Below are 25885 nucleotides of genomic sequence, written 5' to 3'. Positions count from 1 at the left end.
TAAATCAAAAATCCCGCTTGTAAAAGATGTCCAGCGAACTCGCCACGCCGCTCGCCGCTTCGAGGTAGACCTTCTTGCTCAGCTTGTAACGCAGGGCAATGGTGTTGGCCGGTTCAAACACGCCCACGCCATAACGCAAACTGAGTTTCTCGGAGATATTGCCGCTGGCCACGACGCTAGTGGCAGTGCCGCTGCCCTCGGTGTCCAGTTGGAAATCCTGGATTCCCAGCTCTTTGGCCAACCCGCCGGTCACCCCGGAACTGCCCATCAAACCCAAGCCAAGTGCAGCCTGGGCGAGCATGTTGTTGTCTTCGCCGTTGCTGCTCAGCGGGCGCCCCAGCACCAGATAGGACAAGGCCTGTTCCTGGCTCATGGCCGGTTCGGAGAAGATCTGCGTGGTCGGCTGCTCGGCACTGCCGCTCAGGCGAATACCGGCGATCACGTCGTCAGTCTGGCGAATCGCCTCGACGTCCAGGTACGGCTGATCGAGCGGGCCGGCAAACAACAAGCGCGCCCGGCGCACGGTCAGGCGCTGACCGTAGGCGCGATAACGCCCGTCGTTGAGCCACAGTTCGCCGCGTGTGTCCAGGTTGTCGCCGATGTGCACATGCCCCTGCACATTCGCGGTCAGGCCAAACCCGGCAAAGCTCAGCTTGTCTTCGCCCACCACCACATCAATGTCCATCTTCATGGCCAAGGGCGGTTTGCCTTCTTCGGTCTGTTGGCCGACGATCACTACGTCATCGGAGATTTTTACCGTGGAAGGCGGCAACTCGCGAATGGTGATCTCGCCTCTGGGCACCAGCACTTTGCCGGCGATCGCCAACTCATCGCCCTTCATCGAGATTTTCAAGTCCGGCGCGACTTCCAGCTTGGCGTACGGCTCGACCGTCACCGGTAGCTGCGAGCCCTTGAGCGCCAGGTCCACCACCAGCGCCTGTCCCCAGGCAATGTTGCCGTTGAGGGTGCCCTGCCCGGCCTTGCCGCTTTTCCAGTCGCCATTCAATTGCACGGTTTCACCGACAATCACTGCTCTCAGTTGCAAGGCGTGCAGCGCCATCGGCAGTTCCGCCCCGGAGACTTCACCGTCGCTGAGCAGCAGGCTGCCGTTGACCTGCGGCGCCAACAGGCCACCGGAAATCGTGCCGCTGCCATTCAGGCGCCCGGTGAGCTTTTCGACCATCGGGACGAACGGCCGCGCCACCGACAGGTCCAGCCCGCTCAAGCGGAACGAACCGGTGAGCGGTTTGTTTTTCGGCAACGGGTTGATCTGCGCCTGCACCATCAGTTCGCCCAGTTTGCCGCCGACGAAGTTGAGATCAGTGTCGATACGTTTCGGCGTGAGTTTGCTGGTGAGTTTCAGCGTCTGGTACGGGAAGTCCAGCCACTGGTCCTTCTCCTTCATGCGCAACGTGCCGCCGCTGGCGTCGATGCTGATCTGGCCGTTCGGGCCGCTGGCCGGCAGGTCCAGTTGCAGGTCGGCGTTGAGGCTGCCCTTCCAGGCGAAATCCTTCGGCAGCCACTGCGCCAGGCTTTCAATCGGGAATTGCTTGAGGTGGAAACGCAGCTTCGGCTCCGGCATTAAACGCTGGTCTTCACCGCACAGGCTGGCCGGGCCGGACATCCAGCAGTGGGCGCCGAAATTGATTTTGCCGTCCGCCAGCCGCTCCAGTTTCGCCGGGCCTTGCAGCTTCCAGTCTTGCCCACCGGTCTGGATATCGCCGCTGGCCAGGCGCCCGCGCCAGTTGCCTTTGTCCAGCGCACCGTCGAGACCGAGCGCCAGTTTCAGCTGCGGGCCTTGCAGGTCGAGGCTGAGTTTCTGGTGTTTGATGTCACCCTGGCCACTGGCGGTCAGCGTACCCAGTGAGGTTTCACCGGCCTGAATGCCGCTGCCCTTGAGGTCGATTTTCGCCCGTTGCGCGCTGTCGAGGGTGGCGTCGAGGTTGAGGCTTTGCAGGCGATTGTCGTCGAACGCCAATTGCGTGCCTTGCAGCCCGAGCTTGCCTTGCGGCGCTTTGAGCGTACCGGCGACATCGATGCGGCCGTTCAGTTGCCCCCGCAGTTGCGGCCAGAGCTGGGCCAGACGCGGCATCTTGATGTCGATCTGGCCGGCGAGTTTCTGTTGCAGGCTGCCCTTGCCGTTGATGCTGTTGTCGCCGAGGCGGATTTGCAGCGCGTTGAGGTTCCATTGCTCGCCGCCGCCATCCGCCTTGGCCTGGATTACGGCGGGTTGCCCACGCAGTTTGCCTTTCAGGTCGAGGTCGGCAGTGAGGCTGAGTGTGTCATTTTTCATCTCGCCTTTGCTGCGTAGCGGTCCGGCCAGTGTGCCCGGCAATTCCGCCACCCAGTACGCCGGGTTGATCGCCGACAGGTCGAGCGCGGTGTCCCAGGCAATGCCGTCGGCGAATTGCAGGTTCAGGTGCCCTTCGGCCTTGCCCTGCCCGGCCTGGAGCTGGATTTGTTGCAGGTAGATTTTCGTCAGGTCGCCGCTGAACGGGCTGTTCAGCGTGAAAGCGCCAGCCGGTCCATCCGCCGCTGCCTGGAAGCTGCCGAGGTACTTGCCGTCGGTGTAGGAGATGTCACCGTTGAAGCTGCGCAACGCCACTTCCGGTTCGTCGATCAGCGGATAGAGGCGGTGCCACGGGAAATCCAGCCAGGCGATTTTCGCGTCGGCGCTCAGGCCTTTGCTCCAGTCGAGGGTGCCGCTGAGCTTGAGGTTTTGCTTGTCGTTGGCGGTGAGGTCGAGGGCGGCGATCTGGGCGCCGTTGGCGTCGACCTTGCCTTGCAGCAGCAACGCGACCGGGCCTTGTTCGGCGGGCAGCGTGGCTTTACCGAGCAATTGGTAACCGTTTTTCAGATCGCCGTCGCCGGTGAGTTCCAGTTGATTGAGTTGCAGGGTGTCTGGCAGGTCGGCGGCGGGTTTGAAGCCGTCGGCGGTGATGCGTACCTTGGCCGGCAAGTTGTCCGCCAGCGGTTGCAGCTCGCCGGTCAACTGTCCGTTCAAGTAACCGCTGCTGTCGGCTTTCAGGTTCAGGGTTTTCAGCAGGTCGCCGTCGACCTTCAGCGCCAGCGTCCAGGGCGCGGGGGCTGACAGGGTCAGTTGACCTTCAACCTTGAGCGGCCAGTTGCCGGTGGGTTGCAGCAAGCCGGAGAGGTTCAGGCTCAGGTCATCGCGCTGCAACTTCACCGAGTCGATCTGCATCCCTTGCGCGGTCCAGTGCGCCGCCAGTTGCAGGCCTTTGAGTGCTTCACTGCCGTTGAACAGCAGGCTGCCGATCTGCACATCACCCAGTTCGATGGCCAGGGGTAGCTTCAGATCCGGAAGGCTGATCGGCCCGCTGCTTTCTTCTTCAGCACCGGGCTGAAATTGCAGGCTGACTTGATCAGCCTTCACTTGCTCAAGGCACAACGTCATGCGTGTCAGGCACAGCGGCGACCAGGCGAAAATCACCTTGCTCAGCTCAACCCGGCTGGTGTCTTGCTGCCACAGCACATGATCGGCGCTCCACTGCCCGCCCAAACGGCCCTGGAAATTCTCGACGGTCAAACCCGGCACGAAGCCCAACGCCCAGCGACTGCCCGTGGCCGTGCCCAGCACCGAGGCGATGCTCAGGACAACCAGCATCAGCAGCGCCAGAATCGCCAGCAGCGTTATTTTCAAACCACGATTCACAGCTCAGGCCCCATGGAAAAGTGCAGCCGAATGCCGCCGTCATCGTCCAGCGCGTGGGCCAGGTCGAGGCGGATCGGCCCCACCGGCGAGACCCAACGCACGCCGATGCCTACCCCGGTCTTGAGGTTTGGCAGTTCGAGTGTATTGAAAGAGTTGCCCTGGTCCACGAAGGTCGCGACCCGCCACTTCTCGGCGATGGAATATTGGTATTCGGCGCTGGCCGCGACCATGTAGCGGCCGCCAATGCGGTCGCCCTCGGAGTTCTCCGGGGACAGGCTTTGATAGTCGTAACCGCGCACGCTCTGATCGCCACCGGCGAAAAACCGCAGTGACGGCGGGACTGAGCTGAAGCCATTGGTGGCGCTGCCGCCCACCTGTACCCGGCCTAGAAAGCGGTGTTTGTCAAAGACTGTGGTCAAGCCTTTCACCAACGCGGTGCCGTAGAGCAAGTTGCTGTCTGAGCCCAGGCCTTCTTTCGCCACTTTGGACTCGAATTGCAGGCGATAGCCGTTGTGCGGGTCGATGCGGTTGTCACTTTTCAGGTAGGAATAGCTGACGCCGGGCATCAACAACGTACTCAAACCCGAGTCGTCGCCCAGGGAGTAATCCTCACGCTGCCATTTCAACGACACCACGCGCTGCCAGCCGCTGGGCAGTTTGCTGTGCCATTCCGGGCCGATGGTCAGCAGCTTGCTGTGGGTGTCGGTGCCGGCGATGTCTTCGTTCTGGTAACCACCGGCAAAACGCAGTTTGTCGGTCAACGGCGGGTCGAGCGGGATGTCGTAGAACAGCCCGACGTTTTGCCGGGGCGCCGACAGCTCGGCTTCCCAGCCATAACTGTGCCCCTGCGGATTGACCCAGTGTCGGGTCCAGTTGGCCTTGACCCGGGGACCGACGTCCGTGGAATAACCCAGGCCCAGGCCCATGGTTCGCGGCTTGCGCGTTTCGAGCTTGACCTCCACCGGGATCACGTCGTTCTTGGACGCCGTCGGTGCCGCATCGACGCGCACACCTTCGAAATAGCCACTCGATTGCAGCGCCTGGTTGAGTTCGGCGATGAGTTCGGAGTCGTAAGGCGCGCCTTGCTTGAACGGCACCATGCGTTGCAACAGGTCTTCGTCAAACGGCGTGTCGCCTTCGAAACTGACCTTGCCCAAGGCGTAGCGCGGGCCGCTTTCGTAGATCAGTTCGATATCGGCCACGCCGGCACGCGGGTCTACCGATAATTTCTGGCGGGTGAAGTGGCCGCTGAAAAAGCCGAAGCGCGAGGCTTGATTCTGGATCAGGCGCTTGGCGTCTTCGTAGTGGCCATGATTGAGCACCGCGCCGGTTTTCAGCGACGCGCCCTGGGGCACACGAAAGGATTTGAGGGAGGCCGCCGGGCCGTCGACGCGAATCGTGACAGTGCGCAGGTGCACCGGCTCACCGGGATCGATGTTGAGCACCAGGCGCGGCGTCTTGCCGCCCTTCACATCGCTATCGATCTGCGGCTGGTAATACCCCAAGGCCTGGGCGGCCTTGCGCGCCTGATCCTCGGCGCCACGACTGAAGCGCAGCAACGCTTCTTCGTCACGATCGCCGAGGTTGCCGATATAGCCTTCTATATTGGCTTTCAGTTCATCGTTGGACGGTTTTATCCGCACATCCAATTCACTTTGCGCCAGCGCCGCGCAGCTGGTGAACAGCATCAACGCGCCACTGGTAATTCGTCCTGGAAATTTCATAGGCGCGGATGCTATCACGAGCTTGGGAGCGTGATAGAGCCTCGCATGGCGTTAAAGTTCTACCGTTTATGCCGTTGCGGTTTGCAACACCTGCGGATTGGCGTGAAAAAACACGTGTTCGCGAATCGGTCCTACCGCGACCTCGCCGATTTCCTCATAACCCTGACGCTTATAGAACTCCAGATAGCGAGGATTCCCCGTGTCGAGGATCACCCCCTGGGAGGTTTCATCGACTGCGCACCAGTTATGCACCGCTTGCAGCAGTTGTTCGCCGAAGTGTTTGCCCTGGAATTGCGGGTGAATCCCCAGCAGCGGCAGCACGTGGACCGAATCACTCGGCACGCAGGCCGCGACGGCGGCGTGGTAATCGAGGTAGCGACGGGTGCAGCGAAACCCGGTACTGAGCACCATGCGCAAACGCCAGGCCCAACTTTCGGTGATACCCAGGCGTCGTTGCGGCGGCGCGATCAGCGCGATGCCGATCAAACGGTCATTGACCAGCAGGCCGATGGCTGGCAAATCCTGAAGGAAATGCTGTTTGACCAATTCACGCACGGTGGCCCGCACACGATGTTCATACCCGGGACGTTCGGCCTCGAACAGGTAACCAAAGGTCGGCTCGTGCCGGTAGGCGTGGTACAGCAGGGAGCGCGCTTCGTGGGCATAGCCGCTGTCGAGCATGTGAATGTCGGCGATGGCGGTCGAGGTTTCAGGCATAACGGTTGATCTCCCCGGTACAGCTCAAATGGCTGTGCTCTTCTTGGTACGAGCCTATCGGTGCTGACACAGTTCCCTACTGATCGATATCAGTGTTGACTGTGATGACGCCATCGCTAGCAAGCTCGCTCCCACAAAGGTATAGACCAGACTCGGACGATAGGAGTGAGCCTGCTCGCGATGAGGCCCGCATCAGCGATGAAAGACCAACCGCCGAACACGAATCCCCTCACCCTACACTGGCCCGATTCCTACATGTCAGCTAGCATCGCCCTTTTGCCAGGACTGCCGACCATGAAGATCGTCTCCTTCAACATCAACGGGCTGCGCGCTCGCCCGCATCAGCTGGCGGCGCTGATCGAAAAACACCAGCCAGACGTCATCGGCCTCCAGGAAACCAAGGTTCACGACGACCAGTTCCCGCTGGCCGAGGTACAGGCGCTGGGCTATCACGTTTATTTTCATGGGCAGAAAGGCCATTACGGCGTCGCCCTGCTCTCGCGCAAAGAACCGCTGGCCCTGCACAAAGGCTTCGCCACCGATGAAGAAGACGCTCAGCGCCGCTTCATCTGGGGCACGTTCGCCGACGCCAACGGCGTGCCGGTGACGATCATGAACGGCTATTTCCCACAGGGCGAAAGCCGCGACCACCCGACCAAGTTTCCGGCCAAGGAACGCTTCTACAGCGACCTGCAGCAACTGCTGGAAAGCCAGTTCAGCAACGATCAGCCGGTGGTAGTCATGGGCGACGTGAATATTTCCCCGGAAGACTGTGACATCGGCATCGGTCCGGACAATATGAAACGCTGGCTGAAAACCGGCAAGTGCAGCTTCCTGCCGGAAGAACGCGAGTGGATGGCCCGCCTGAAAAACTGGGGCCTGGTGGACAGTTTCCGTCACCTGAACCCGGACGTGGCCGACCGTTTCAGTTGGTTCGACTACCGTAGCCGTGGGTTTGAAGACGAACCCAAGCGCGGGCTGCGGATCGACCTGATCATGGCGTCCCATGGCTTGTTGCCACGGGTCAAGGATGCTGGCGTGGATTACGACCTGCGAGGGATGGAGAAACCCTCCGATCATGCGCCGATCTGGCTTGAATTGAGCTGATATCCAAATCTCAACACAATCCCCTAAATGTAGGAGTGAGCCTGCTCGCGATAGCGGCTGTACATTCAGCATCTTTATTGACTGACAGTCCGCTATCGCGAGCAGGCTCACTCCTACATTAGATAACTGTCATCTCTCGGAAATCTTACTGACTTATTCTCCCCGCACTTTCTTTGGTTTTTTAAGGTGCGGGCATGACGCTGCGCGTTTTGTTTCTATGGATGCTGTGCGCCGGCCTGCCCCTGACGGCATCGGCCGCTGATTTACCAATCTCCGCCAATGGCCCGGTGCTGCGCATCCAGGGCTCTAACACCATCGGTGCGGCATTGGGCCCGGCGTTAGTCGAGGGGCTGTTGCGCGAACAGGGCCTGCTCAAGGTTCACAGCGAAGCATCGGACACCGCGAACGAACTGCGCATCGTCGGCGAAACGGCACAAGGCCGTCGCGTTGTGGTGGAGGTGGCAGCGCACGGCTCCAGCACCGGCTTCACCGCGCTGAAGAATACCAATGCCGACCTCGCCGCCTCTTCGCGTCCGATCAAGGACAGCGAAGTGGTGGACCTCGAACCCTTGGGCGACTTCAAAAGCCCCGACGCCGAACAAGTCATCGCCATCGATGGCCTGGCGATCATCCTTCACCCGCAAAACCCGTTGAACCAGCTCAACACCGAACAACTGGCGCGAATCTTCAGTGGCGAAGCCAAAACCTGGGAAGAGCTCGGCGGCAGCGGTGGCGCGATTCATGTCTATGCGCGGGATGACCAGTCGGGCACTTACGACACGTTCAAGGAATTAGTCCTCAGCCGTCGTGGGAAAACCCTGAACGGCGCCGCGAAACGCTTCGAGTCCAGTGAACAATTGTCTGACGCCGTCAGTCTTGACCCGCAAGGTATCGGCTTCATCGGCCTGCCCTATGTGCGCCAGGCCAAAGCCGTGGCAATCGTCGATGGCCAATCCCAGGCGATGTTGCCGCTTAACAGCCTGATCGCCACGGAAGACTATCCGTTGTCCCGCCGGCTGTTTTTCTACCTGCCGCCCCATGGGGAAAACCCATGGGCCGAGGCCCTGGCGGTGTTCACGCAAAGCAGCAAAGGCCAGGCGATTGTCGCGGCCAACGGTTTTATCGCCCAGACGGTCCAGGCCATCACGGTCACGCCGAATGCGTTGATGCCGGAGGGCTATCAGGCACTCAGTCGTCACGCGCAGCGGCTGTCGGTGAATTTCCGCTTTGAAGAAGGCAGCGCAACGCTCGACAACAAGGCGCAACAGGACCTGACGCGGGTGCTCGACTATATAAAGCAGCATGACAAAACCAACCGCGAGGTCACGCTGGTCGGGTTTGGCGATGCCAAGAGCGATCCGGCACGCGCCGATCTGCTGTCGAAGCTGCGGGCGATGGCGGTGCGGCGAGAACTGGTGAAAAGCGGCGTGGTGTTTCGCGAGATTCGCGGCTTTGGTGCGGAAATGCCAGTGGCGGCGAATAACGCGGATGAAGGGCGGATCAAGAATCGACGGGTTGAGGTTTGGGTTTACTGAATCACACCGGCGCCCAACGCCACAAAACCGGCCTGTAAAGATACTAAAACTGATATTTCCTACAGGTTCACTTTGTTGATGGCAGTCGCTTAATGGTGGCATCCCGATCAAGGGTTTCTCACCAGAAAGGAACGCTGACATGACAAACCCCACTCAAGCGCCAATACCGTTGTCAAAGTCTGGTGATCTGGATCAGTCCTTTGGTTTTCTAGGCACTGTGCCGGGTCCTGCCAACGGCACTGTTCATTCGATTGTCTCTTCGGACAACGGCACGCTGACTTACGCCATCGAGGACGGTGTAGCATTTCAAATCCGCAGGAACCTCATCAATGGCGGTCGAGATACTGCATTTGGTGACGACGGTATTGTGACGGGACAGTTTGAAAGTGGCAGAAGATCCAAACCCTGCCGACTGATACTTCAAGAGCAAAAAATTCTGGTCATCGGCGATATTCTCACTGACCAAGGAAAACCAGGAGCACCGGCAGTTTTACGTCTCAATGACAGTGGCAGCCCTGACCTTGTTTTCGGCACCGTACAGTTGCCCCCTCCTGCATTCTCCTCAAATTACGATTCGACTGACGGATGCCTCCAGCACGACGGCAAAATCGTCGTTCTGACCCAGAAGATTGATGCCTCGGGTGTTGGCAATTTGGGGCAACTGACACGCTTGAAAAAGGATGGGAGAGGCGATAACAGTGACGGGATTGATCGCGATTTCGGTGAGCAAGGCAACGTCGAGATCAGTTTTGGCGAGCACCTCAGCCGAATGATTAGCGTGGTTATACAACCGGACAGCAAAATGGTTGTCGGTGGCCATTACGTCACGGCAAGTGCTTCCGTCTCCCAAATTGTGCTGGCGCGGTTTGACATTAACGGCACACGCGACAAGAGTTTTGGCAACGACGGATATGTGCGGTTAGGACCTGAAGACGGCCGGTATGAATTGGGTCAGTTGATCGTTCAGGCCGACGGGAAGCTGCTTTGCGCGGGTATGACCGGGCGTTCTGCAGCCCTGTTGATGCGATTTGACACCCATGGAAAACCTGACCAGACGTTTAACGGAGGTCAGGAATTACGTACGGAGCTAGGTCATCAAAACGCGAATTGGAGCGCACTGTCGATTCAGCCCCACGACGAAAAAATTGTCGTGGCAGGTTGGACGCCCGGGTTCCCCTCTTCAATGTTTTGGGGAAGGTTATTGCCTGACGGTACTTTTGACACAGGTTTTGGTAACACGGGCTGGATTAAATCATCAGTGCCGGGCACCCCGTATTCTGTGACCATTCAGGAACGCGGGAGGATCATCGTTGCAGGCAGGCGAGAAAACGCGTTTATGTCCGTCGTCTGCGGTGTGCAGGGCTGACAAACCTCGCGATAAAGACTCCCGGGACGCCAGCAGCGAAGCCGTCTGCTGGCGTACTCAAGGTTTTGTCAGTGCCCGCTACGCATCATTTCTTTCGGCACATACTTGCCAATCTCGAATTTGCCAATCGCCGCACGGTGCACTTCGTCCGGGCCGTCGGCCAGGCGCAGGGTGCGCTGCATGGCATACATGTAGGCCAGCGGGAAATCGTTGGAAACCCCTGCCCCGCCGTGGATCTGGATCGCCCGGTCGATAACGCGCAAGGCCACGTTCGGCGCGACTACCTTGATCTGCGCGATTTCGCTCTTCGCCACTTTGTTGCCCACGGTGTCCATCATGTACGCCGCTTTCAGCGTCAGCAGCCGTGCCATGTCGATTTCCATCCGCGAGTCGGCGATCTTGTCGATGTTGCCGCCCAGGCGTGCCAACGGCTTGCCGAATGCGGTACGGCTGACCGAGCGTTTGCACATCAATTCCAGCGCGCGCTCCGCCATGCCGATCGAACGCATGCAGTGGTGAATCCGGCCTGGGCCCAAGCGACCCTGAGCGATTTCGAAGCCGCGTCCTTCGCCCAGCAGGACGTTTTCGTACGGCACGCGGACATTTTCGAACAGCACTTCGGCGTGGCCGTGCGGCGCGTCGTCATAACCGAACACCGGCAGCGGACGGACGATCTTCACGCCCGGGGTATCCACCGGCACCAGAATCATCGAGTGCTGGGCGTGGCGCGGCGCATCCGGATCGCTCAGGCCCATGAAGATCAGAATCTTGCAGCGTGGATCGCAGGCGCCTGAGGTCCACCATTTCTTGCCGTTGATGACCCACTGATCGCCATCACGCACGGCGCGGGCGGCCATGTTGGTCGCGTCGGAGGAGGCAACATCCGGCTCGGTCATGGCGAACGCCGAGCGGATTTCCCCGCGCAACAGCGGTTCGAGCCAGCGTTGTTTCTGTTCTTCGTTGGCGTAGCGTACCAACACTTCCATGTTGCCGGTGTCTGGCGCGGAGCAGTTGAACGGCTCCGGGCCCAGCAACGAACGGCCCATGATTTCGGCCAGCGGCGCGTATTCGAGGTTGGTCAGGCCGGCGCCGAGTTCGGACTCAGGCAGAAACAAATTCCACAGACCTTCGGCCTTGGCCTTGAGTTTGAGTTCTTCCATGATCGCCGTCGGCTGCCACCGATCGCCTTCGGCAACCTGGCGCTCGAACACGGCTTCGGCGGGATAAACGTAAGTGTCCATGAACGCGGTTACGCGCTCACGCAGTGCCTGAACCTTGGGCGAATAAGCGAAATCCATGAGCATTTACCTTCTTGGGCAGAGGTTGTTTTTGGTCATGTATCGATGCTAGAACAGCGTTGATAATTTACCTAGCCTATTCTCGGCGTGTATTAACATTCATCACCGATATATGATCGGGTGATTGAGAACCAACAATAAGAGTGCAGCGCAATGAATCTGAGCAAGGTCGACCTCAACCTTTTCATCGTCTTCGACGCGATCTACACCGAAGCCAACCTGACCCGTGCCGGGCAGATTGTCGGCATTACCCAGCCCGCCGTCTCGAACGCTCTGGCCCGCTTGCGCGAGACCTTCAACGATCCGTTGTTTGTGCGCACTGCCCAAGGCATGGTGCCGACGCCCATGGCCCAGAACATCATCGGGCCGGTGCGTAACGCCCTCTCCCTGTTGCGGGTGTCGGTGCAGGAAAGCCGCATTTTCAACCCGTTGCAAGCGGTCAAGACGTACCGCATCAGCATGACCGACCTCACCGAAGCGGTGATCCTGCCGCCACTGTTTCAGCGCCTGCGCCGCCTGGCGCCGACGGTGATCATTGAAAGTTTCCTGTCCAAGCGCCGCGAAACCACCAAGGAACTGGCGGCCGGGCGTCTCGACTTCGCGGTGGATGCGCCGCTCAATACTGACCCGCAAGTGCGCCACGTCAAGTTGATGGAAGACCGGTACGTGTGCGCCATGCGCAAGGGCCACCCAATGGCGGGCAAAGAGAAATTCACTCTGGATGATTATCTGTCGCTGACCCACATCCATATTTCCAGCCGCCGCAGTGGTCTGGGGCATGTCGACCTGGCACTGGGGAAAATGGGCATTCAGCGCAAAATCGCCCTGCGCTCCCAGCATTACCTGATGGCCTCGCAAGTATTGCAGCAGACCGACATGGTCATGACCGTGCCGGAGCGCTTTGCCCGTCGCAATGACTTGCACGCCTTCAGCTTGCCGGTCAATGACGTGCCGCCGGTGGAAACTCATCTTTACTGGCACGAAAGCACTGACCAGGACCCGGCGAACCGCTGGATGCGCGAGCAGATGATCGAGTTGTGCCAGCAGGTGACGGCGCATGAGAAGAAGCTTGAAAAGGTGTAGGACTTGATACCGAGGTGCTCCCATCGCGAGCAGGCTCACTCCTACAGGGGATCTACGGTGACTAGTCAATCTATGTCGGTGCAGAGATCTCCTGTAGGAGAGAGCCCGCTCGCGATGAGGCCCTTAAGAAAACCATAGACCCCAGCCCCTTGACGTAAACGTCAACCTGCCATTAGCTTAGCGCCATGACCTTTTTCGAGCGCTTCCATGAGCAGCCAGACCTATAGCATTTCCGACCTCGCCCGCGAGCTCGACATCACAACGCGGGCCATCCGCTTTTATGAAGAGCAAGGCTTGCTCAGCCCCGAGCGTCGCGGCCAGGAACGTATCTACTCGCCCCGCGACAAGGTCAGCCTGAAGCTGATTCTGCGGGGCAAGCGCATCGGCTTCTCCCTGGCCGAGTGCCGCGAGCTGATCGAGCTATATGACCCCACAGGCGGCAATCAGAAACAACTGCAAACCATGTTGAGCAAGATCGCCGAGCGCCGCGAGCAGCTGGAACAGCAGATGCTCGACATCGAGCAGATGAAGCTGGAACTGGATACCGCGCAGGAACGCTGCACTCAAGCGCTGGAACAGACCATCCAGAACCAGAAGGTTATTCAATAGGGCCACACAATCCCCTTGCAGGAGTGAGTCTGCTCGCGATAGCGCCGGATCAGTCAATACATGTGTTGAATGTAAATCTGCTATCGCGAGCAGGCTCACTCCTACAGGGTTATTTGAACATTCAGACAATCAACACAGGTCGATTCCCATGTCTCTACCCACCCACGTACGCATGGTCGAAGTCGGCCCCCGCGACGGTCTGCAAAACGAAGCCCAACCCATCAGCGTTGCCGACAAGGTTCAACTGGTCGACGCCCTGACCGCCGCCGGCCTCGGCTATATAGAAGTCGGCAGTTTCGTTTCCCCAAAATGGGTGCCGCAAATGGCCGGTTCCGCTGAGGTTTTCGCACAAATCCAGCGCAAACCCGGCGTGACCTATGGCGCCCTCGCCCCCAATCTGCGCGGGTTTGAAGATGCGATGGCGGCCGGGGTCAAGGAAGTCGCGGTGTTCGCCGCCGCGTCTGAAGCCTTCTCGCAACGCAACATCAACTGCTCGATCAGCGAAAGCCTGGAGCGTTTCGTACCGATCATGGACGCCGCCAAGCAACACGGCGTGAGCGTGCGCGGTTACGTGTCCTGTGTGCTGGGCTGCCCTTACGAAGGTAACGTCGCCCCCGAGCAAGTCGCCCGGGTCGCGCGCGAGCTCTATGCCATGGGCTGTTACGAAGTGTCGCTGGGCGACACGATCGGCACCGGCACCGCTGGCGCCACGCGCAAGATGTTCGAGGTGGTCGCAGCCGACGTGCCCCGTGAAAAACTCGCCGGGCACTTCCACGACACCTACGGCCAGGCCATGGCCAACATCTACGCCAGCCTGCTGGAAGGAATCTCGGTGTTCGACAGCTCCATCGCCGGCCTCGGCGGCTGCCCGTACGCCAAGGGTGCCAGCGGTAACGTTGCCACTGAAGACGTGGTTTACCTGCTCAATGGCCTGGGTATAGAGACCGGTATCGACCTGGATGCATTGATCCTGGCCGGCCAACAGATTTGCACGGTGCTGGGGCGTCCAAGCGGTTCGCGCGTGGCCAAGGCTCGCAGCGCACAGTGAGTGTGTCCGGGTGTTACCGCGTGGACACAAAGGTGGGCGCAAGCGAGTAACACGGAAACAGATTCCAGGGTTTTCCCTGATACGGAAAACCCTACAAAATCTTAAAGCATTGATTTTAAAGGGTTTTAAAAAGTTGGCACGGCTTCTGCTATCTCTACTGCATAACAAGAACAAAAAAAGCAGCAAGCCCTAATAAAAATAAGACGTAACGACTCTGACATAACAAAAACAACACGGCAGAGACGCAGCTAACAGATTTTTTTGGAGAGGATGTGCTTTTCAGGGTGCTTTTCGAAGTTACCCGCAACCGGGCAGAGAACAATAAAACTACCCTCAGGTAGCTCCCGAACTGGTTGGATCGCTCAGCGAAAAAGTAGATCAGCGCTCAAAAAAATACGTTTGCTCTTGATCCCGGATGGGGATCGACAAAAACAGCGGTAAAGGGTCACGGTCACTAAAAACAAAAACAGACCGCCCCTCAATAATAAAAAAAGAGCACGCGCAACGACAAAATTAAAGGGGAGCTTCGGCTCCCCTTTGTGCTTTCCGGGATTTGTGATTTCCCCCGCTCTCTGTAGGAGTGAGCCTGCTCGCGATGGCGGCAGCACATCCAACATCGATGTCGACTGACTCACCGCTATCGCGAGCAGGCTCACTCCTACAGGGGGATGGGTTTAGCCTTTGTTTTCACGCAGTTCTTCGATACTGATCTCACGCATCCGGAATTTCTGGATCTTGCCGGTCACGGTCATCGGAAACTCCTCCACAAACTTGAAGTAACGCGGCGTCTTGAAGTGCGCGATGCGCTCCTTGCACCAGGCTTGCAGTTCCTGCTCGGTGGCGCTGTGGCCCGGGTGGAACTTGATCCAGGCAACTATCTCTTCGCCATAACGCGAGCAGGGAATGCCGATCACCTGCACGTCCGCCACCGCCGGGTGGGTAAAGAAAAACTCTTCCAGCTCCCGCGGGTAAACGTTCTCGCCGCCACGGATGATCATGTCCTTGTTGCGCCCGGCAATGCACACGTAGCCTTCATCGTTCATGCTCGCCAGGTCGCCGGTGTGCATCCAGCCGGCCTGATCGATGGCTTCCGCGGTGCCTTGCGGGTTGTTCCAGTAGCCGAGCATCACGCTGTAGCCACGGGTGCACAGTTCACCAATGGTGCCGCGCGGCACGAGATTACCGGCCTCGTCGATGATTTTGCTTTCCAGCTGCGGCTGGGTGCGGCCGACGGTGGTCACGCGTAACTCCAGCTCGTCTGACGGACCGGTCTGTAACGACACAGGGCTTGTTTCCGTCATGCCGTAGGCAATCTGCACTTCATTCATGTGCATTTCGTTGATGACCCGGCGCATCACTTCGATCGGGCACGTGGCACCGGCCATGATTCCGGTGCGCAGGCTCGACAGATCGAATTCGGCGCGCTGGGGCTGATCGAGCATGGCGATGAACATGGTCGGTACGCCATACAGCGCCGTGGCTTTTTCTTCGGCGACAGTGGTCAGGGTCAGCAATGGATCGAAGGCATCGTTCGGGTAAATCATCGTGCTGCCGTGGGTGATGCAGCCGAGGTTGCCCATGACCATGCCGAAGCAGTGATACAGCGGCACCGGGATCACCAGGCGATCATTAGCGGTCAGGCCGAGGCTTTCGCCGACCATGTATCCGTTGTTGAGAATGTTGTAGTGACTGAGGGTCGCGCCTTTCGGGAATCCGGTGGTGCCGGAGGTGTACTGGATGTTTACCGGTTGATCGAAATGCAGGCTGTCCTGGCGTTCGCGCAGCTGTTCATTCGAAACGCTGGCGGCCAGATCCGCCAATTGCGACCACGGCAGAAAACCTGAAGGTGGCTGCGCATCCAGGCTGATGACGCCGCGCAAATCAGGCAGGCGCTCACTGTGTAACTGTCCGATGGATTGCTCGGCCAGTTCGGGAACGAGCCCTTGCAGCATTCCGTGATAGTTGGATGTTTTGAACGCGCCGGCGCAGACCAGCCATTGGCAACCGGATTGTTTCAACACGTATTCGAGTTCGGAGCTGCGGTACGCCGGGTTGATGTTGACCAGAATCACGCCGATTTTCGCGCTGGCGAACTGGCTGATGCACCACTGCGCGCAGTTCGGCGCCCAGATGCCGAGTCGATCACCGGCCTGCAAGCCCAGCGCGAGCAGCGCTCTGGCATGCAGGTCAACGACCTCGGCCAGTTGCTGCCAGGTGTAGCGCAACTGTTGATGGCGCACGACCAGCGCCTCCCCGGTCGCCTGCTGCGCGACGGTGTTATCGAACGCCTGGCCGATGGTCATCGCCAGCAAGGCTTTGTCCTGGGAACCACGGGTATAGCTGCGCTGCGGGCTTGCACTGGGTTGATCCATGATGACCCCTATTGTCTTTATTAATGGGCTGGCGGCGCTCCCACAGGATGCCCGCGTTCTATCTTGAACTGGCTCTACTCTCGCTCAAGTTGACGTTAACGTAAAGGGTGATTGACAGCCATTCGTCACAGGCTTACGTTAACGTAAAGGTGAGAGCCGAATCATTGCCCTCCCCACCCTACAAAAAAGCCAAAAGGTGCCCCATGAGCTACCCATCCCTGAATTTTGCCCTCGGTGAAACCATCGACATGCTGCGCGATCAGGTTCAGTCCTTCGTCGCCAAAGAGATCGCCCCGCGCGCCGCTGAGATCGACATCGACAACCTGTTCCCCGCGGACCTGTGGCGCAAATTCGGCGACATGGGCCTGCTCGGCATTACCGTACCGGAAGAATACGGCGGCGCTGGCCTGGGCTACCTGGCCCACGTTGTGGCGATGGAAGAAATCAGCCGCGGTTCGGCGTCGGTGGCCTTGTCCTACGGCGCCCACTCCAACCTCTGCGTCAACCAGATCAACCGCAACGGCAACCACGAGCAAAAATCCAAGTACCTGCCGAAGTTGATCAGCGGTGAACACATCGGCGCCCTGGCCATGAGCGAACCGAACGCCGGTTCCGATGTGGTCTCGATGAAACTGCGCGCCGACAAACGCGGCGACAAGTACGTGCTCAACGGCAGCAAGACCTGGATCACCAACGGCCCTGACGCCAACACCTACGTGATCTACGCCAAGACCGACCTGGAAAAAGGTCCGCACGGCATCACCGCATTCATCGTCGAACGCGACTGGAAAGGCTTCAGCCGCAGCAACAAGTTCGACAAGCTCGGCATGCGCGGCTCCAACACTTGCGAGCTGTTCTTCGACGACGTCGAAGTGCCGGAAGAAAACATCCTCGGCGTGCTCAACGGCGGCGTGAAAGTGTTGATGAGCGGCCTCGACTACGAGCGCGTCGTGCTCTCCGGCGGCCCGACCGGCATCATGCAGGCGTGCATGGACCTGATCGTGCCGTACATCCATGACCGCAAGCAATTCGGCCAAAGCATCGGCGAATTCCAGCTGATCCAGGGCAAAGTCGCCGACATGTACACCCAACTCAACGCCAGCCGCGCGTACCTCTATGCGGTGGCCCAGGCTTGCGAGCGTGGCGAAACCACGCGCAAGGACGCTGCCGGCGTGATCCTCTACAGCGCCGAACGCGCCACGCAAATGGCCCTCGACGCAATCCAGATTCTCGGTGGCAACGGTTACATCAACGAATTCCCGGCCGGTCGTCTGCTGCGTGACGCCAAGCTGTACGAAATCGGCGCCGGCACCAGTGAGATCCGTCGCATGCTGATCGGTCGCGAACTGTTCAACGAAACCCGCTAAACGGAGCTGTCCATGGCTATCCTGCATACCCAGCTCAACCCCCGTTCGGCGGAGTTCGCCGCCAACAGCGCGGCGATGCTCAAACAGGTCGACGCCCTGCACACCCTGCTCGCCCAAGTGCAGCTCGGTGGTGGCCCGAAGGCTCAAGAGCGCCACACCTCGCGGGGCAAATTGCTGCCTCGCGAGCGCATTAATCGTTTACTCGATCCGGGCTCGCCGTTTCTTGAGATCAGCCAACTGGCGGCCTACGAGGTGTACGGTGAAGACGTTCCGGCCGCTGGCGTGATCGCCGGAATCGGTCGCGTGGAAGGTGTCGAGTGCATGATCGTCGCCAACGACGCCACGGTGAAAGGCGGTTCGTATTACCCGCTGACCGTGAAAAAACACCTGCGCGCCCAAACCATCGCCCAGCAGAACCGCCTGCCGTGCATCTATCTGGTGGACTCCGGTGGCGCCAACCTGCCGCGTCAGGATGAAGTGTTCCCGGATCGCGAGCACTTCGGGCGGATCTTCTTCAACCAGGCCAACATGAGCGCCATGGGCATTCCGCAGATTGCCGTGGTGATGGGTTCGTGCACCGCCGGTGGCGCTTATGTGCCAGCGATGGCCGACGAAGCAATCATGGTACGCCAGCAAGCGACGATTTTCCTCGCCGGTCCGCCGCTGGTAAAAGCCGCGACCGGTGAAGTGGTCAGCGCCGAAGACCTCGGCGGGGCCGATGTGCATTGCAAGATTTCCGGGGTCGCCGACCACTATGCCGAGAGCGATGAACACGCCTTGGCCATTGCCCGACGCAGCGTCGCCAACCTCAACTGGCGCAAGCTCGGCGAACTGCAACAACGCGCCCCGATTGCCCCGCTCTACGCCAGCGACGAGTTGTACGGCGTGGTCTCGGCGGACGCCAAGCAGCCGTTCGATGTGCGCGAAGTGATCGCGCGGCTGGTCGACGGTTCGGTGTTCGATGAATTCAAAGCGCTGTTCGGCACCACACTGGTGTGCGGCTTTGCCCACCTGCACGGTTACCCGATCGCGATCCTCGCCAACAACGGCATCCTGTTCGCTGAAGCCGCGCAGAAAGGCGCGCACTTCATTGAACTGGCCTGCCAGCGCGGTATTCCGCTGCTGTTCCTGCAAAACATTACTGGTTTCATGGTCGGCCAGAAGTACGAGGCCGGCGGCATCGCCAAGCATGGCGCGAAACTGGTGACCGCCGTGGCGTGCGCCAAGGTGCCGAAATTCACCGTGATCATCGGCGGCAGTTTTGGTGCCGGTAACTACGGCATGTGCGGTCGGGCCTACGACCCGCGCTTCCTGTGGATGTGGCCAAACGCACGCATCGGCGTAATGGGCGCCGAGCAAGCCGCCGGCGTATTGGTGCAGGTCAAACGCGAGCAGGCCGAGCGCAGCGGCCAAGGCTTCAGCGCCGAGCAGGAAGCCGAGATCAAACAACCGATCCTCGATCAATACGAAGAACAGGGTCACCCCTACTATTCCAGCGCACGGCTATGGGACGACGGCGTCATCGACCCCGCTCAGACCCGCGATGTGTTGGCCCTGGCCTTGTCCGCGTCGTTGAACGCGCCTATCGAACCGAGCCGCTTCGGCGTGTTCCGGATGTGATCGGGAGAAAACCATGAGCGACTTCAAGACCCTCGAACTGCTGACCGACCCACGGGGTTTCGCCACCCTGTGGCTCAGCCGTGAAGAAAAGAACAACGCGTTCAACGCAGAAATGATCCGCGAACTGATCCTCGCGCTGGACACCGTGGCCAGCGACGCCAGCCTGCGGTTCTTGCTGGTGCGTGGACGCGGCAAGCATTTCAGCGCCGGCGCGGACCTGGCGTGGATGCAGCAATCGGCCGAGCTCGATTACCACACCAACCTTGACGATGCCCGGGAACTGGCGGAGTTGATGTACAACCTCGCCAAACTGAAAATCCCCACCCTTGCCGTGGTGCAAGGCGCCGCCTTCGGCGGTGCGCTGGGCCTGATCAGTTGCTGCGACATGGCGATTGGCACCGACGACGCGCAGTTCTGCCTGTCGGAAGTGCGCATTGGCCTGGCGCCAGCGGTGATCAGCCCGTTCGTGGTGCAAGCCATCGGTGAGCGTGCGGCCCGCCGTTATGCGCTGACCGCGGAACGTTTCAGCGGGCAACGGGCGCGGGAAATCGGTTTGTTGTCGGAAAGCTATCCGGGCACCGAGCTGGAGCAGAAAGTCGATCAGTGGATCGACAACCTGTTGCTCAACAGCCCCGCCGCCATGCGCACCAGCAAAGACTTGTTGCGTGAAGTCGGCCACGGCGCGCTGACCCCGGCCCTGCGCCGTTACACCGAAAACGCCATCGCCCGCATCCGCGTCAGCCCTGAAGGTCAGGAAGGCCTGCGCGCCTTTCTGCAAAAACGTCCACCGAACTGGCAAGCCCCCACCACCAAGGAGCCACGTTGATGAGCGCACCTGTTCTCACCACCTTGCTGGTGGCCAACCGTGGCGAAATCGCCTGCCGGGTCATGCGCACCGCAAAGGCTCTGGGCCTGACCACCGTGGCCGTGCACAGCGCCACTGACCGTGACGCGCGACACAGCCGTGAAGCGGACATCCGCGTCGACCTCGGTGGCAGCAAAGCCGCCGACAGTTACCTGCAAATCGACAAGCTGATTGCGGCAGCCAAGGCCAGCGGCGCTCAGGCGATTCACCCGGGTTACGGCTTTTTGTCGGAGAACGCCGGGTTTGCCCGCGCGATTGAAGACGCCGGCCTGATCTTCCTCGGCCCACCCGCCTCGGCCATTGATGCGATGGGCAGCAAATCCGCCGCCAAAGCGCTGATGGAAACTGCTGGCGTGCCATTGGTGCCGGGCTATCACGGCGAAGCGCAGGACTTCGACACCTTCCGCGAAGCGTGTGATCGCATCGGTTATCCAGTGCTGCTCAAGGCCACCGCCGGCGGTGGCGGCAAAGGCATGAAAGTGGTCGAGGATGTCAGCCAGTTGGCCGAAGCCCTGGCCTCCGCCCAACGTGAGGCGAAGTCCTCCTTCGGCGACTCACGGATGCTGGTGGAGAAGTACCTGCTCAAACCGCGCCACGTGGAAATCCAGGTCTTCGCCGACCAGCATGGCAACTGCTTGTACCTGAATGAACGCGATTGCTCGATCCAGCGTCGCCACCAGAAAGTCGTCGAAGAAGCACCTGCGCCAGGCTTGAGTCCGGAGCTGCGCCGCGCCATGGGCGAGGCAGCCGTGCGTTCGGCGCAAGCCATCGGTTATGTCGGCGCCGGCACCGTGGAGTTTTTGCTGGATTCGCGCGGTGAGTTCTTCTTCATGGAAATGAACACGCGCCTGCAGGTTGAACACCCGGTCACCGAAGCCATCACCGGCCTCGACCTGGTGGCCTGGCAGATTCGTGTGGCCCGTGGTGAAGCGCTGCCAATGACCCAGGCCGACGTGCCGCTGATCGGTCACGCGATTGAAGTGCGGCTGTACGCCGAGGACCCGGCCAATGATTTCCTGCCGGCCACCGGGCGTCTGGAACTGTATCGTGAATCCGCCGCAGGCCCGGGGCGTCGGGTCGACAGCGGTGTTGAAGAAGGCGATGAGATTTCGCCGTTCTACGACCCGATGCTCGGCAAGCTGATTGCCTGGGGTGAGGATCGCGAACAGGCGCGGTTGCGCTTGTTGAGCATGCTTGATGAGTTTGCGATTGGCGGGCTCAAGACCAACATCAACTTCCTGCGCCGGATCATCGCGCACCCTGCGTTTGCCGCGGCAGAACTGGACACCGGGTTTATCCCGCGCTTCCAGGAGCAATTGCTGCCCGCGCCTTCGGACCTCAGTGATGCGTTCTGGCAAGCGGCCGCTCAGGCCGTTGCCCAGAGCCAGGCCGATTCACCGCGCGCAGATGACGTGAGTTCGCCATGGGCAATCAGCAATGGTTTCCGGGCTGGATTGCCGAAAGAAATCACCTTGCACTTGAGCTGCGAAGGCCAGGACCGCGCATTGACCCTGGGCGATGTCTGCACGGCCCAGCTTAAAGGCGAGCAATTGCTGACCGAACACCACGGTGTACGCCGCCAGCACCGAGCAATCCGTCGTGGCGACTCTGTTTATCTGCAATGGGAAGGTGAACTGCGCCGCATCGAGTCCTACGATCCGATCGGCGCCGTCGAAGCCAGCCACAGCCATCAGGGTGGGCTCACCGCCCCGATGAACGGCAGCATCGTGCGTGTGCTGGTAGAGACCGGGCAAACGGTCGAAGCCGGGGCGCAATTGGTGGTGTTGGAGGCGATGAAAATGGAGCACAGCATTCGTGCGCCCCACGCGGGTGTGATCAAGGCCTTGTATTGCCAGGAAGGCGAGATGGTCAGCGAAGGCAGTGCATTGGTCGAACTGGAAGAAGCGTGAAATGAAGATCGGTCCTACGTTCTAGGAGGACCGATCTGATTAGAATTTGGCCGTTGCCTGAACCACTACGCCGAGAATTCGGCATTCATCGGTATAAAGGGCTTTCGGATACGTCGGATTGAGCGGGACCAGGTAACGCTGCCCGCCCTCTTCGATCAGCTTGCGAAACGTCGCCTCGGTGCTGTCCGACCACTGCGCGATCACCAGTTTTCCGGGCTCCGGCACAATGGCCGGGTCCACCAGGATCATCATGCCCTCGGCGATGCTCACGCCCGTGGGTGCCGTCATCGCATCACCCACGACCACCAGCCAGAACGCCGCGCCCTGGGCGTGGTAGTCGGTGAGTTCGAAGCGTGGCTTGCCGTAGACCGCCAGCTCACCGTCACGCAGCTGCATCGGCTCACGCCAGTCACTGACCGGGTAACGGAAGTACGGGTTGTACTTGTGCGTCAGGCAAGGCTCGTCGTCCTGCAAGACCTCGCGAACCACCATCGCCACTTCCAGAAAATCCATCCCGAGCGCGCGCAAGACACGATTCATGTCTTGAATGCTCGGCTGACGGCGTTTATTCAGCCAGTGACCCACGCCACCCTGGGACATCCCGAGGCGGTCGGCGAGTACCTCTTGAGTGACTTTGAGGTCACTCATCTTGGCTTTGACTAACTCAATCCATTTATCCATGTGCGGCACGATACGTGGGGTACTCCGACCAACAAAACACAACTTGTAGTATTTAAATTCCAGTCACAAATACAGTTCGTACTAGGATGGATTCACGGATCTGAATCTATCACGGAGCTTGCCATCGTCATGACGTTACCCAGCAATGACCTGCCAGATATGCACATCGATACCACCCTGACCTCGCCCAAAGGCAACGCCGCCGCACAGCGAGCGCTGGATTATTACTTGAAACCAACTGTGTCCGAACCCGCTGCCGTGGAGCGGTTCTTCGATGTGAACCCGGGGATCAGCGCAGAAGAGGCGCTGGTTCATGCCTCGGATTTGTTGCGATGTGCCGCGGCGACTGCACATGAATCAGCCAGCAACCTGAACGGTCCCAGTCGCGACCTGGCCTATTCGACGGTGCACATGATCGACATGGCGAAGGCGATGATCGATCGGTCTTTGCAAGCGCATCGGAACGCATGAAACGGGTGAGCGTTTGGGGAGGACAGGAAAGAGCTTTCCTGTCGCGCAGATAAAATCATTTGACTCTCAAACGAGAATGATTATTATTGCATTCAACTGATCGCGAGATCAGTCGATTGTCCAAGTGACCTCAGGTCGGTCTCCTGGACTATCTCCTCATCAGGCTAATCACGGTTTTTAACCCGGCTTTTTGCCGGGTTTTTTTTGCCAGTTATTCTGGCTTTTACCTTCAGGCTAATGAAGTCTTTGGGGGCTGCAAATTCGATGGCGTGGATAATATCAAAGGAATATTGGTTGGCAAGAGAAGCCCGGCTTCATTGGGCCAAACGATTCTAAAAATAGCACTTGAGAATCAATCGCACAGTCTCTAAGCTGCGTCGGCGTCATGGAAGACGCCCCCTCTGCACCCCGCAATTCCCCTCGGTTTTACTTCGGCAAGCCGTCACGCTTTCGACTTTACTCTTGGCTGAACAACCTGCGATTCCTCACTCACTGCCGAGGTGACCATCGTCGCTATGATCGACTTCAGCGCCAACTGCCCGACCGGCTGCCCCTGACTGTCAGTGACCACCAATTCATCGAACCCCGCCTTAACCAGTCTTTTGACCGCTGACTCCAATGACGTCCCCATGGGTACGGTCAGCGTCGCTCCACCTTTCACCTGAACAATGGGCCGCATGATGGCTTCGACGCCGATCACCCGCCCCCGATTCACTTCTTTGACGAAGTTGGCAATGTAATCATCGGCAGGCGTCATGACGATTTCCTGTCGGGTGCCTTGTTGCACCACCTCACCGTCACGCAAGATCGCGATGCGATCACCAATGCGCAGTGCCTCATCAAGATCATGGGTAATGAATACGATGGTCTTCTTGATCTCTTTTTGCAGGTCCAGCAACACCGACTGCATGTCCATGCGGATCAGCGGATCCAGGGCCGAGAACGCTTCATCCATCAACAGAATAGGCGCATCACTGGCCAATGCCCGGGCAAGGCCGACGCGCTGCTGCATGCCTCCGGACAGCTGATTGGGATAGTGACTTGCGTAACCCTGGAGCCCTACCCGGTCCAACCAGCCTGTAGCGATTTCTACTTGCCTGTCACGGGACATGCCCTGGATCTCCAACCCATACACCGCGTTGTCGAGCACGGTGCGGTTTGGCAGCAGCGCGAACTTCTGGAACACCATGGAAATTTTATGTCGGCGAAACGCTCGCAAATCAGTCGGGCTCATTTTGAGCACATCCACGCCACCCACGATGACTTCGCCGGCGGTGGGTTCGATCAATCGGTTGATATGGCGGATCAAGGTCGACTTGCCCGAACCGGACAGCCCCATGATCACCTGAATCCCCCCGGACGGCATGCTGATATTGATGTCCTTCAACCCCAGCACATGACTGTGATTGCTCAACAGTTCAGCCTTGCTCATGCCCTGTTTGACCCGCTCGATACTGGCCTGTGCCTGGTAACCGAAGATCTTGTAGAGATGCCTGATTTCGATGCCGAAATCGTTGGTCAGATCAGTGGCCATGAACCCTCTCCAAATGCTTTTGCAGTCTTCGGCCATAGGCTTGGCTGACTCGGTCGAAGATCACCGCAATACCGACAATAGCCAGCCCGTTGAAAATGCCCAGGGTGAAATATTGATTGGAAATAGCCTTGAGCACCGGTTGGCCCAAGCCTTGAACCCCGATCATCGACGCGATGACCACCATGGCCAGCGCCATCATGATCGTCTGGTTGATGCCGGCCATGATCGAGGGCAACGCCAAGGGTAACTGGACGTTTTTCAGTTTCTGCCAACTGGATGAGCCAAAGGCGTCGGCGCACTCCAGCATCTCGGCGTCAACGTGACGGATGCCGAGGTTGGTCAAGCGGATCATCGGCGGCAAGGCGTAGATCACAACCGCAATCAGCCCCGCGACCTTGCCAATCCCCAGCAACATCACCACTGGAATCAAATAGACAAAGCTGGGCAGGGTCTGCATCACGTCCAGTACCGGGCTGACAAGGTTCTGCAGACGGTTGGAACGGGCCATCGCGATCCCGGTCGGCAAGCCGATGACGATGGATATCACCGTGCAGACGAAGATCATCGACAGGGTCTTCATCGTGTCAGACCACATGTCCAGATAACCGATTGCCATCAGTGTGAACACGCAACCCAGGACAATTCTCCAACTGCGGCTGGCGAACCAGGCAATCAAGGCGACCAGCACAATGATGATCGGCCATGGCGTCGTGGTCATGAACCTTTCGGACTGATTGAGGAAAACCTGCAACGGCTGGAAAAAGGCTTCAAAGCTGTCGCCGTAAGTGCTGGTGAAGTTACGAAAGGCGCCATCGATGGCCTTTTTCAAGGCCCGGAGTCTTTCGTCCTCCATGTGTGGAAAGCTGAGTAACCACTCCATGACATTCCCCTTTTGTAGAAGACCG

General features: G+C 59.2%; 19 protein-coding genes. 11 read left to right on the top strand and 8 right to left on the bottom strand.

All coding sequences use genetic code 11. The features are described 5' to 3' along the window. Positions 1 to 4: 4 nt before the first annotated feature. The 3 genes from D882_RS0121170 to D882_RS0121160 all read right to left on the bottom strand — a co-directional run bounded on the left by D882_RS0121170 (position 5) and on the right by D882_RS0121160 (position 6114). Positions 5 to 3673: a translocation/assembly module TamB domain-containing protein gene (locus tag D882_RS0121170; protein WP_027925076.1), complete on the bottom strand. Its 3669-nt coding sequence runs from the start codon at positions 3671 to 3673 to the stop codon at positions 5 to 7. Then, positions 3670 to 5397, bottom strand: a complete 1728-nt coding sequence (locus tag D882_RS0121165) for an autotransporter assembly complex family protein (protein ID WP_027925075.1) — start codon at positions 5395 to 5397, stop codon at positions 3670 to 3672. The genes D882_RS0121170 and D882_RS0121165 overlap by 4 nt, the downstream gene beginning before the upstream one ends. Before the next feature lie 66 nt (positions 5398 to 5463). Next, entirely contained in the window at positions 5464 to 6114 is a 651-nt protein-coding gene (locus D882_RS0121160) for an N-acetyltransferase (RefSeq protein WP_027925074.1), read from the bottom strand. Between the two features lie 294 nt (positions 6115 to 6408). Between D882_RS0121160 and xthA the strand changes: the two genes are divergently transcribed. The 3 genes from xthA (at position 6409) to D882_RS01000000131320 (ending at position 10122) form a co-directional block, all read left to right on the top strand. Then, a complete protein-coding gene (xthA, locus tag D882_RS0121155; RefSeq protein ID WP_027925073.1) occupies positions 6409 to 7221 on the top strand; it encodes an exodeoxyribonuclease III in 813 nt (270 codons plus the stop codon). 194 nt (positions 7222 to 7415) lie between these two features. Beyond that, positions 7416 to 8756: a substrate-binding domain-containing protein gene (locus D882_RS0121150; RefSeq protein WP_027925072.1), complete on the top strand. Its 1341-nt coding sequence runs from the start codon at positions 7416 to 7418 to the stop codon at positions 8754 to 8756. A gap of 139 nt (positions 8757 to 8895) precedes the next feature. Next, entirely contained in the window at positions 8896 to 10122 is a 1227-nt protein-coding gene (locus D882_RS01000000131320; protein WP_050590224.1) for a hypothetical protein, read from the top strand. Between the two features lie 68 nt (positions 10123 to 10190). Here the strand turns inward: D882_RS01000000131320 and D882_RS0121140 are convergent, their stop codons facing one another. Beyond that, entirely contained in the window at positions 10191 to 11420 is a 1230-nt protein-coding gene (locus D882_RS0121140) for an acyl-CoA dehydrogenase (protein WP_027925071.1), read from the bottom strand. Positions 11421 to 11573: 153 nt separating this feature from the next. Between D882_RS0121140 and D882_RS0121135 the strand changes: the two genes are divergently transcribed. From D882_RS0121135 to D882_RS0121125, 3 genes are all read left to right on the top strand, one after another. After that, complete coding sequence (locus tag D882_RS0121135; protein WP_027925070.1) at positions 11574 to 12503, top strand: LysR family transcriptional regulator; 930 nt, start codon at positions 11574 to 11576, stop codon at positions 12501 to 12503. Positions 12504 to 12710: 207 nt separating this feature from the next. Further along, entirely contained in the window at positions 12711 to 13112 is a 402-nt protein-coding gene (locus D882_RS0121130) for a MerR family DNA-binding transcriptional regulator (RefSeq protein WP_027925069.1), read from the top strand. A 148-nt stretch (positions 13113 to 13260) separates the two neighbouring features. Continuing rightward, positions 13261 to 14160 carry a hydroxymethylglutaryl-CoA lyase gene (locus tag D882_RS0121125; RefSeq protein WP_027925068.1) on the top strand — a complete coding sequence of 300 codons (900 nt, stop codon included), beginning with the start codon at positions 13261 to 13263 and terminating at the stop codon, positions 14158 to 14160. A gap of 674 nt (positions 14161 to 14834) precedes the next feature. On the opposite strand, the gene D882_RS0121120 is transcribed toward D882_RS0121125, so the two are convergent. Next, complete coding sequence (locus D882_RS0121120; protein WP_027925067.1) at positions 14835 to 16532, bottom strand: AMP-binding protein; 1698 nt, start codon at positions 16530 to 16532, stop codon at positions 14835 to 14837. A gap of 203 nt (positions 16533 to 16735) precedes the next feature. Here D882_RS0121120 and D882_RS0121115 point away from each other — a divergent pair, with 203 nt between their 5' ends. Genes D882_RS0121115 through D882_RS0121100 form a run of 4 tightly spaced genes read left to right on the top strand, consistent with a single transcriptional unit; the run spans position 16736 to position 22294 of the window. Next, entirely contained in the window at positions 16736 to 17899 is a 1164-nt protein-coding gene (locus D882_RS0121115; protein WP_027925066.1) for an isovaleryl-CoA dehydrogenase, read from the top strand. Positions 17900 to 17911: 12 nt separating this feature from the next. Continuing rightward, entirely contained in the window at positions 17912 to 19519 is a 1608-nt protein-coding gene (locus D882_RS0121110) for a carboxyl transferase domain-containing protein (protein ID WP_027925065.1), read from the top strand. A gap of 13 nt (positions 19520 to 19532) precedes the next feature. Then, positions 19533 to 20345, top strand: a complete 813-nt coding sequence (locus D882_RS0121105; RefSeq protein WP_027925064.1) for a gamma-carboxygeranoyl-CoA hydratase — start codon at positions 19533 to 19535, stop codon at positions 20343 to 20345. Continuing rightward, positions 20345 to 22294 carry an acetyl/propionyl/methylcrotonyl-CoA carboxylase subunit alpha gene (locus D882_RS0121100; protein ID WP_027925063.1) on the top strand — a complete coding sequence of 650 codons (1950 nt, stop codon included), beginning with the start codon at positions 20345 to 20347 and terminating at the stop codon, positions 22292 to 22294. Before D882_RS0121105 ends, D882_RS0121100 begins: the two co-directional genes overlap by 1 nt. Before the next feature lie 39 nt (positions 22295 to 22333). Here D882_RS0121100 and D882_RS0121095 read toward each other — a convergent pair whose 3' ends face one another. Beyond that, the gene (locus D882_RS0121095; RefSeq protein WP_027925062.1) at positions 22334 to 22975 is read right to left on the bottom strand and encodes a LexA family transcriptional regulator; all 642 of its coding nucleotides are present in this window, start codon (positions 22973 to 22975) and stop codon (positions 22334 to 22336) included. A gap of 129 nt (positions 22976 to 23104) precedes the next feature. Here D882_RS0121095 and D882_RS0121090 point away from each other — a divergent pair, with 129 nt between their 5' ends. Further along, the gene (locus tag D882_RS0121090; RefSeq protein ID WP_027925061.1) at positions 23105 to 23446 is read left to right on the top strand and encodes a DUF6124 family protein; all 342 of its coding nucleotides are present in this window, start codon (positions 23105 to 23107) and stop codon (positions 23444 to 23446) included. A gap of 442 nt (positions 23447 to 23888) precedes the next feature. Here the strand turns inward: D882_RS0121090 and D882_RS01000000131315 are convergent, their stop codons facing one another. Both D882_RS01000000131315 and D882_RS0121080 read right to left on the bottom strand, forming a co-directional pair. Beyond that, the gene (locus tag D882_RS01000000131315) at positions 23889 to 24980 is read right to left on the bottom strand and encodes a glycine betaine/L-proline ABC transporter ATP-binding protein (RefSeq protein WP_032833624.1); all 1092 of its coding nucleotides are present in this window, start codon (positions 24978 to 24980) and stop codon (positions 23889 to 23891) included. Then, positions 24970 to 25833 carry an ABC transporter permease gene (locus tag D882_RS0121080; protein WP_371258955.1) on the bottom strand — a complete coding sequence of 288 codons (864 nt, stop codon included), beginning with the start codon at positions 25831 to 25833 and terminating at the stop codon, positions 24970 to 24972. Before D882_RS0121080 ends, D882_RS01000000131315 begins: the two co-directional genes overlap by 11 nt. Positions 25834 to 25885 lie beyond the last annotated feature (52 nt).

The organism is Pseudomonas sp. URMO17WK12:I12 (assembly GCF_000514395.1).
In the GTDB taxonomy this organism is placed as follows: Bacteria; Pseudomonadota; Gammaproteobacteria; order Pseudomonadales; family Pseudomonadaceae; genus Aquipseudomonas; species Aquipseudomonas mucoides.
Note: the sequence above shows the minus strand (reverse complement) of the source record. Positions and strands in the feature narration are given on the sequence as shown.

What these genes read in the sequence shown, in the direction of transcription:
- D882_RS0121120 (WP_027925067.1), bottom strand. Translation starts at nt 16,532, where the DNA reads ATGGATCAACCCAGTGCAAGCCCGCAGCGCAGCTATACCCGTGGTTCC.
- D882_RS0121110 (WP_027925065.1), top strand. Translation starts at nt 17,912, where the DNA reads ATGGCTATCCTGCATACCCAGCTCAACCCCCGTTCGGCGGAGTTCGCC.
- D882_RS0121125 (WP_027925068.1), top strand. Translation starts at nt 13,261, where the DNA reads ATGTCTCTACCCACCCACGTACGCATGGTCGAAGTCGGCCCCCGCGAC.
- D882_RS0121095 (WP_027925062.1), bottom strand. Translation starts at nt 22,975, where the DNA reads ATGGATAAATGGATTGAGTTAGTCAAAGCCAAGATGAGTGACCTCAAA.
- D882_RS0121165 (WP_027925075.1), bottom strand. Translation starts at nt 5,397, where the DNA reads ATGAAATTTCCAGGACGAATTACCAGTGGCGCGTTGATGCTGTTCACC.
- D882_RS0121135 (WP_027925070.1), top strand. Translation starts at nt 11,574, where the DNA reads ATGAATCTGAGCAAGGTCGACCTCAACCTTTTCATCGTCTTCGACGCG.
- D882_RS0121160 (WP_027925074.1), bottom strand. Translation starts at nt 6,114, where the DNA reads ATGCCTGAAACCTCGACCGCCATCGCCGACATTCACATGCTCGACAGC.
- D882_RS0121140 (WP_027925071.1), bottom strand. Translation starts at nt 11,420, where the DNA reads ATGGATTTCGCTTATTCGCCCAAGGTTCAGGCACTGCGTGAGCGCGTA.
- D882_RS0121130 (WP_027925069.1), top strand. Translation starts at nt 12,711, where the DNA reads ATGAGCAGCCAGACCTATAGCATTTCCGACCTCGCCCGCGAGCTCGAC.
- D882_RS01000000131315 (WP_032833624.1), bottom strand. Translation starts at nt 24,980, where the DNA reads ATGGCCACTGATCTGACCAACGATTTCGGCATCGAAATCAGGCATCTC.
- D882_RS0121100 (WP_027925063.1), top strand. Translation starts at nt 20,345, where the DNA reads ATGAGCGCACCTGTTCTCACCACCTTGCTGGTGGCCAACCGTGGCGAA.
- D882_RS0121105 (WP_027925064.1), top strand. Translation starts at nt 19,533, where the DNA reads ATGAGCGACTTCAAGACCCTCGAACTGCTGACCGACCCACGGGGTTTC.
- D882_RS0121115 (WP_027925066.1), top strand. Translation starts at nt 16,736, where the DNA reads ATGAGCTACCCATCCCTGAATTTTGCCCTCGGTGAAACCATCGACATG.
- D882_RS01000000131320 (WP_050590224.1), top strand. Translation starts at nt 8,896, where the DNA reads ATGACAAACCCCACTCAAGCGCCAATACCGTTGTCAAAGTCTGGTGAT.
- D882_RS0121090 (WP_027925061.1), top strand. Translation starts at nt 23,105, where the DNA reads ATGACGTTACCCAGCAATGACCTGCCAGATATGCACATCGATACCACC.
- xthA (WP_027925073.1), top strand. Translation starts at nt 6,409, where the DNA reads ATGAAGATCGTCTCCTTCAACATCAACGGGCTGCGCGCTCGCCCGCAT.
- D882_RS0121080 (WP_371258955.1), bottom strand. Translation starts at nt 25,833, where the DNA reads ATGGAGGACGAAAGACTCCGGGCCTTGAAAAAGGCCATCGATGGCGCC.
- D882_RS0121150 (WP_027925072.1), top strand. Translation starts at nt 7,416, where the DNA reads ATGACGCTGCGCGTTTTGTTTCTATGGATGCTGTGCGCCGGCCTGCCC.